The sequence below is a fragment of the Actinotignum schaalii genome (genome assembly GCF_028864145.1).
GTDB lineage: Bacteria > Actinomycetota > Actinomycetes > Actinomycetales > Actinomycetaceae > Actinotignum > Actinotignum schaalii_B.
Genome location: NZ_JARBHJ010000014.1, coordinates 41114 through 48470, shown reverse-complemented (window position 1 = coordinate 48470; position 7357 = coordinate 41114). Strand labels below are relative to the sequence as shown.

Genomic DNA, 7357 nt, shown 5'->3' with positions numbered 1-7357 from the left:
GGATCCGGCTAATGGTCCGATTCCGGATACTGCTACGTGTGAAGCTTCCAATGGTGCTACTTGTTCCTTTGATGGGGACGGCAATGTTGTTGTGAAGGTTCCTGGTGACGCGAAGGATAAGGACGAGATCACTGTCACGATCAAGGATGGTGATAAGACGTTTGATACGTCGAAGGTGACTGTCACTGATCCGGATACTGATGGTGATACTGTTCCTGATTCGTTGGATCAGTGCCCGTCTGTTGCTGGGCCGGCTTCTAATAATGGTTGCCCGGCTTGGGGTGATGGTGATGGTAAGCCTGGCTCGGATGTGACGCTTGCGAAGGATCCGGCTAATGGTCCGATTCCGGATACTGCTACGTGTGAAGCTTCCAATGGTGCTACTTGTTCCTTTGATGGGGACGGCAATGTTGTTGTGAAGGTTCCTGGTGACGCTACTCCGGGTACTGAAATCACCGTGACCGTCAAGGACGGCGACAAGGCCTTCGATACTTCTAAGGTAACGGTTACCGAGCCGGACAAGCCCATCTGGAATGACGGAAGCAGTAAGCCGGGTGTCCCGGTTGATATTCCTAATACCGGCGGGCCGGTACCTGACGGTACAACGGTGGAAGTGAACGGTCCGGGTACTGCGACACTCAATCCTGATGGTTCGATCACGGTTACTCCGGATCCCGATGCGAAGGATAAGGACGAGGTCGTCGTTACTATCAAGGATCGGGATGGTAAGGAACTGGATACCGTGACTGTGACGGTGACCGATCCGGATACCGATGGTGACGGACTCACCGATGGTGAAGAGAAGAAGATCGGTACTGATCCGAAGAACCCGGATACCGACGGTGACGGCATCAATGACGGTGATGAGGTCAATGGCACCAAGAATCCGTTCAAGGATGACAAGTCTGACCCGAACGGTAAGCCTGGTAATACCGATCCGCTCAACCCTGATTCGGATGGCGATGGCGTGAATGACGGTGACGAAGTCACTGGCAAGCACAACAACGGTAAGCCGACCAACCCGAATAAGGCCGATACCGATGGTGACGGCGTGACGGACGGGGATGAGAAGAAGGATGGAACCGATCCGAACAACCCCGATACTGATGGCGATGGCCTGACGGATGGGGACGAGAAGAAGATCGGTACTGATCCGAAGAACCCGGATACCGACGGTGACGGCATCAATGACGGTGATGAGGTCAATGGCACCAAGAATCCGTTCAAGGATGACAAGTCTGACCCGAACGGTAAGCCTGGTAATACCGATCCGCTCAACCCTGATTCGGATGGCGATGGCGTGAATGACGGTGACGAAGTCACTGGCAAGCACAACAACGGTAAGCCGACCAACCCGAATAAGGCCGATACCGATGGTGACGGCGTGACGGATGGGGATGAGAAGAAGGATGGAACCGATCCGAACAACCCCGATACTGATGGCGATGGCCTGACGGATGGGGACGAGAAGAAGATCGGTACTGATCCGAAGAACCCGGATACCGACGGTGACGGCATCAATGACGGTGATGAGGTCAATGGCACCAAGAACCCGTTCAAGGACGATAAGTTCAATAAGGACGGCAAGCCCGGTAATACCGATCCGCTCAACCCGGATACTGACGGTGATGGACTCACCGATGGTGACGAGGTGACCGGTGCCAAGAATGGTGGCAAGGCGACCAACCCGAACAAGGCCGATACCGATGGTGACGGTATCAACGACGGTGACGAAATCAAGAACGGCACCGACCCGTTGAACCCGAACGATCCCGGTAAGCCTGCGCCGAAGCCCAAGAAGGTCAAGAAGACTCTTCAGGTGACAGGTGCAACGAGCGTCGGTCTTGCCGGCACGGCAGCACTCCTGCTGCTCGCCGGTGGACTCGTGGTGACGCGGCGCCGCAAGGCATAAGCTGCTGAACTAATCGCATAACACAAGCGAGGGGCTGGTAGAGAATCCTCTAGAGGATGATCTACCAGCCCCTCCTTGCAGATGAAGCCGCTCGCACGAATGACGAAAGCGACCTCCGCCACGGCCCAGGAAATGCCCGCCTGCATGCACTACGCTGGTGATGCCGCGGTGTGGCACGGCGGCTTCCCTGAGATTGAAAAGGTGGCTCGTCATGTTTGAGACACTGCGCTGCGCCCGCGAATGGACGTTACGCCCGGGCAGCCTGCTGCGTCGCTCGCTGGTATGCCTCATCGGCGTGATCCTCACCGCCATCGGCATCACCGTGGCCCTCAAAGGTCACGCCGGCGTGGATCCTTTCACGGCCCTCCTCCAGGGCGTCAGCCACGTGACGGGCCTGTCTTTTTCCTGGGTGGTCCCGGCGGTCAATATCGCCCTCATCGCTCTCATTTTCCCCTTCGATCACAAAGTCTTCGGGCTGGGCACCGTCCTCAACTTCACCCTGGTCGGGGTACTCGTCACCAGCTTCACCGGCATTCTCGATTCCATCTACGTTTTCACGTATTCCATCCCCGGGATGCTCGCCCACCTCGCGGTAGGGCTAGTTATTTTCGCGCTCGGGCTCTCGCTCTACATCACCCCGGATATCGGGCAGGGCGCCGCCGACTGCATCGTCCCCGTCCTCCTGCGCCGTTTCCCGGGCCACTCCTACCGCACCTTCCGCGTGGCCCAGGACTTCATCGTGGTCCTCATCGCCCTCGCACTCTTCCGCTTCGACCTCAGCAGCGGCGTGATCGGCATTGGCACCGCGATTATGGCGCTGGGAATTGGCGTCGTCGTCGATTTCTTCAACCGCACCGTCGCGTACCGCCTGGTAGGTACGACGACGCCCTACACGGCCCGCCCCGCCCCCGCTATCACCGAGGAATAAAACGCGAGGTCAAAGCGAGGCCGCAGGCGCTGGCGCCGTCGTCGTTATGTTTGCGCCTAACCCTACGCACACCGCACCGACTCCTACGCGAACCACCTCCGCACCGCGGCTGTGATTTCCCGGTCGAAGGCATCATCGGAGTGATGCGCCGCGATCCACTCGCGGAAACTCCCGCCGCAAGCCGCATCCAGATCCGCCCGGCACTGCGCGGTGCGGGTAAGAACCCTGGTGAGCATGGCCGCGGCGGCCGCGGTATCGCCATCCGGATAGAAGAAGGGATAGTGCTCGGGCAGCAGGGCGCGGGCCCAGGCTACGTCCGGGAATACCCCGAGCGCCCCGGCGCCCAGCGCCTCCACGTAGGACAGCCCGTAGGATTCCTCCGCGGCCGTGGCCAGGAACGCCGTGGTATGCGCGAGAGCCTCGTAATACGAAGTGCGGGTATCGGTGAGCGGCCCCACGTGCATCCACGGCAGGCGCGAATACGTCATGGCTTTCTCGGAAACCAGATGCGCTTCGTGCAGGCGCATCTCCACCGTGAGCGGGATAAGCTCACGCACCCGGGTCAGCACATCCATAAAGAACTCGGGGCGTTTGCGCGGGGAAAGGTAGATCGCGGGGTAGAGCACCACCGGGACGTCCGGCTCGTGCCGCTCCTGCACGTGATCGAGGCGGAAACCGAGATTCACCCACCCCAGCTTCAGGCGCCCGGCCAGCGGCGGCACCGTCCACTTATTGACCATCTCGCGGATCTCCCCGGCGGTGCGCTCCGAATTCGCGAACGTGGGGAAGAGTGCGCAGGAAAGCGCCACCGGGGCGAGTTCCTCGGCGCTTTCCAGGGTAGACACCGGCAGCCACACAAAATTCATGAGGCGCGGGGTAGCGTGGCCGGCCTTGCGCAGGCGCGCCCACAGGGCCGGAGTGTCATGCACATCCATAGTGATAACAACCGTATCCGGGGCAAGATCTTGCGCGGATGCTGCCGCCGGGTCAAGAACCGCGGCGCCCGGGTCAAGAACCGCGGCGCCCGGGAAAATACGCAAGAGACGCCGCAGCAGGGTGGCGCCGGCATCCTGGCCGACTATATTTCCTTCCGGGCTGAGCTGCGCGCCGGACCAGTGCACGGCGATATTCATGCCAGGACTCCCTTCTCGGGTTCAGAGGTGGGTTCAGAGGTGAATCCGGATCCGGGTTCGGATTCTGATGCGGATGCAGATTCTGATGCGGATGCGGGCTCGTCCAGCAGCGGATCCTCCGTGGAGGCCTGGATTCGCATGCTGTAGAAGGAGCGGTAAATAAAGACGAGCGCGAGGGCCCCGAAGCACACCGCCAGGCCGGTGACCACCGCGGTGAGATTCTGGGCATTGAGGCTCACGGCCAGCTCCACGGCGAGCAGGCCGAAGAGGGTGGTGAACTTAATAATCGGGTTGAGGGCCACCGAGGAGGTGTCCTTGAACGGATCGCCCACGGTATCACCCACGATGGTGGCATCGTGGAGCGCGGTGCCCTTCGCGTGCAAATCCACCTCCACGATCTTCTTCGCGTTATCCCAGGCCCCGCCCGCATTCGCCATGTAAATAGCCTGGTAGAGGCCGAAAATAGCGATGGAAATGAGGTAGCCGATGAAGAAGTACGGCTCGATAAAGGCGAAGGACAGCGTGGCGAAGAAAACCGCCAGGAAAATCGTGAGCATTCCCTGCTGCGCGTACTGGGTACAAATTTCGACGACGCGCCGCGAGTCATCATGGGAAGCCCGCTCCGCATTCTTATCCAGGTGGATGGAATCCTTGATGAACTCCACCGCCCGGTAGGCCCCCGTGGTCACCGCCTGCATCGACGCCCCGGAGAACCAGAAGATCACCGCACCCCCGCTGATAATCCCCAGCAGGAACGGGGCGTGCATGAGCGACAGCATCTCGATCCCGGCGGTCAGCCCGCCGGTCAGCCCGATAATAATGGAGAAAATCATCGTGGTGGCACCCACCACCGCGGTACCGATGAGCACCGGCTTGGCGGTTGCCTTGAAAGTATTGCCGGCGCCGTCGTTCTCCTCCAACATGAGCTTGGCGCGATCCCACTGCGGCGCGAAACCGAAACCGGAGCGAATGTCGGCGTCGATATCAGGAAGGGCCTCAATGCGGGAGAGCTCGTAAACCGACTGGGCGTTATCGGTTACCGGCCCGTAGGAATCCACCGCGATCGTCACCGGTCCCATGCCCAGGAAACCGAAAGCCACCAGACCGAAAGCGAAAACCGCCGGCGCTAGCATGAACTCGCGCAGGGTGGCATCCGCGATCACGAATGCCCCGGCCATGAGCCCCACAATGGTGATACCCAGCCAGAAAGCGGAGAAATTCCCGGCCACCACGCCGGAGAGAATATTGAGGGAAGCCCCGCCCTGGCGCGAACTTTTCACCACTTCACGCACGTGCCGCGAGGTCGTGGAGGTGAAGACCTTGACCAGCTCCGGGATGAGCGCCCCCGCGAGAGTCCCGCAGGTGACGATCGTGGCGAGCGCGAGCCACAGTGCGCCGTCGTGCCCACCCAAAACGAGCCAGGAGATCCCGTACACGCAAGCAATGCAGAAAATCGAGGTGAGCCACACGAGTGAACTCAGCGGTTTTTCGAAATTGAGGGTGGTGGCCTGCGCGTAGCGGGTCGCGGCCAGGCGCGCATTGAGCCCGTAGGCCAAGGCCGAGGCGATAATCATCGCCACCCGCACCGTGAACACCCACACCAGCAGGGTGGCTTGCAGCGCCGGATCATGAACGGCCAGCACAATAAAGGTCACCAGCGCCACCCCGGTCACCCCGTACGTTTCGAAGCCGTCCGCGGAGGGGCCCACCGAATCCCCGGCATTATCACCCACGCAATCGGCGATAACACCCGGGTTCCGCGGGTCGTCCTCATCAATTTTGAACACGATTTTCATGAGGTCGGAGCCAATATCGGCAATCTTCGTGAAAATACCACCGGCGATGCGCAGGGCCGACGCCCCCAGGGATTCCCCGATGGCGAAGCCAATAAAGCACGCCCCGGCCACATCCGCGGGCAGGAACAGCAAAATGACGAGCATCATCAGCAGTTCCAGGGAAATGAGCACCATCCCGATGGACATCCCCGAACGCAGCGGCACCTGGTGCAGCGGCAGCGGGCGCCCGCGCAGCGAAGCGAAAGCCGTGCGCGCATTGGCCAGGGTGTTCACGCGAATCCCGAACCACGCCACCGCGTAGGACCCGCCCATACCCAGCAGCGAGAACGCCACCACAATCGCGAGCTTGCCCCACGTGAAGCCCACGAGGAACTTGTAGTAGACCACGATCACCGCGGTGATGAAGGCCCAGAGCACCAGCAGGAATCGCCCCTGCTTGACCAGGTAGGCCTTGCAGGTTTCGTAAATCAGGTCCGCGACCTCGGCCATGGCCCGATGCACCGGAAGCTTACGCAGATTCATATACGTGATGAGCCCGAAGCACAGTCCCAGCACGCATACCCCCACCCCGATGAGGAGGAGCAGCCGGCCGGAAACCCCGCCCACCGCGCTCACGCCCGACAGGTCAGGCAGTACGATATTTGCTTCACCTCCGTGCACAGTTGCCGCACCGGCGGGCGCGCTCGCGGATGCGGCGCACGAACCTAGGGCAACGGGAGCCAGCGCGAGCGCCCCGAGCAGGGGGAGCAGCCGGCGTGGACGCGAGGTGTTCTTGTGTGTGGATACAGAAAAACAACGTCCCATAATTACCTCGACATAAAATGATGAGGCTCCTTTGCCTCTCTTTCATCCTAGGTCGGCCGGGCGATCAGTAATAGGGACCAGGTACGACGACGCCACACAAGTGTGCGCCACTTTCGCCGCGAGAGGCCGGTCGTCGCCGCGTCTAGGCCCGAGGTCCCACGGTGGGTGGGTCTTTCGGTGCGGGGGCTTTCGGTGCGGGGTCTTTCGGGGTGTCCGGACAGGCACTCTGAGCCGGGCGGGCCAGACCGAGCGCTCTGAACCGGGCGGACTAGATCGCGCTTTCTGAACCGGCGAGGCACTACGTGTTTTCAGAGCTGTACTTCATTTGTCGTACGTTTGAAGTACACCTCAGGAAAAACACCCCGCCCCGCCGCTGCGGAGCTCCGGCTCTGCGGGCGCGCGAGGCGGACTGCGTATGTGGATTGGCTGGGGATGGGGTGAGTCATATCGGTATACCGGTGTTGCAGATGGGTTTGGTTGGCGTAGTGGTACTGGAGAACGTCGGGCCTGACAGAGTGGTACTGCACGACAGAAAATCGGGTATTGGTTGTAGCTCCAGTACCACTTTGTTCGTGATCGCCGCGGGTGCCCTCTCGGAGACCGGAAAATGCATCCTCTCGACCGTAGGTCTTGTGGAAAGCAACGCTATGACGGCGGGGCCCACAGAAAGCAACGCTATGGCGGTAGGTGCCGCAGAAAGCAACGTCATGACGGCGGGGCCCACAGAAAGCAACGCTATGGCGGTAGGTGCCGCAGAAAGCAACGCTATGGCGGTAGGTGCCGC

General features: G+C 60.8%; 4 protein-coding genes. 2 read left to right on the top strand and 2 right to left on the bottom strand.

The features are described from left to right. Both PWJ82_RS04445 and PWJ82_RS04440 read left to right on the top strand, forming a co-directional pair. A partial coding sequence (locus tag PWJ82_RS04445) for an Ig-like domain-containing protein (RefSeq protein ID WP_274735515.1) occupies window positions 1–1912 on the top strand: 1912 nt, incomplete at its 5' end. Between the two features lie 211 nt (window positions 1913–2123). Beyond that, window positions 2124–2840, top strand: coding sequence for a YczE/YyaS/YitT family protein (locus PWJ82_RS04440; protein ID WP_274733846.1), 717 nt, complete (start codon window positions 2124–2126; stop codon window positions 2838–2840). An 83-nt stretch (window positions 2841–2923) separates the two neighbouring features. Here PWJ82_RS04440 and PWJ82_RS04435 read toward each other — a convergent pair whose 3' ends face one another. Further along, window positions 2924–3973 carry a glycosyltransferase family 1 protein gene (locus PWJ82_RS04435; protein WP_274735514.1) on the bottom strand — a complete coding sequence of 350 codons (1050 nt, stop codon included), beginning with the start codon at window positions 3971–3973 and terminating at the stop codon, window positions 2924–2926. Further along, window positions 3970–6573, bottom strand: a complete 2604-nt coding sequence (locus PWJ82_RS04430) for a sodium-translocating pyrophosphatase (RefSeq protein ID WP_016441688.1) — start codon at window positions 6571–6573, stop codon at window positions 3970–3972. Before PWJ82_RS04430 ends, PWJ82_RS04435 begins: the two co-directional genes overlap by 4 nt. Window positions 6574–7357: the final 784 nt, after the last annotated feature.

Coding starts and splice junctions, on each gene's coding strand:
- PWJ82_RS04435 (WP_274735514.1), bottom strand. CDS start 3,973: ATGAATATCGCCGTGCACTGGTCCGGCGCGCAGCTCAGCCCGGAAGGA.
- PWJ82_RS04430 (WP_016441688.1), bottom strand. CDS start 6,573: ATGGGACGTTGTTTTTCTGTATCCACACACAAGAACACCTCGCGTCCA.
- PWJ82_RS04440 (WP_274733846.1), top strand. CDS start 2,124: ATGTTTGAGACACTGCGCTGCGCCCGCGAATGGACGTTACGCCCGGGC.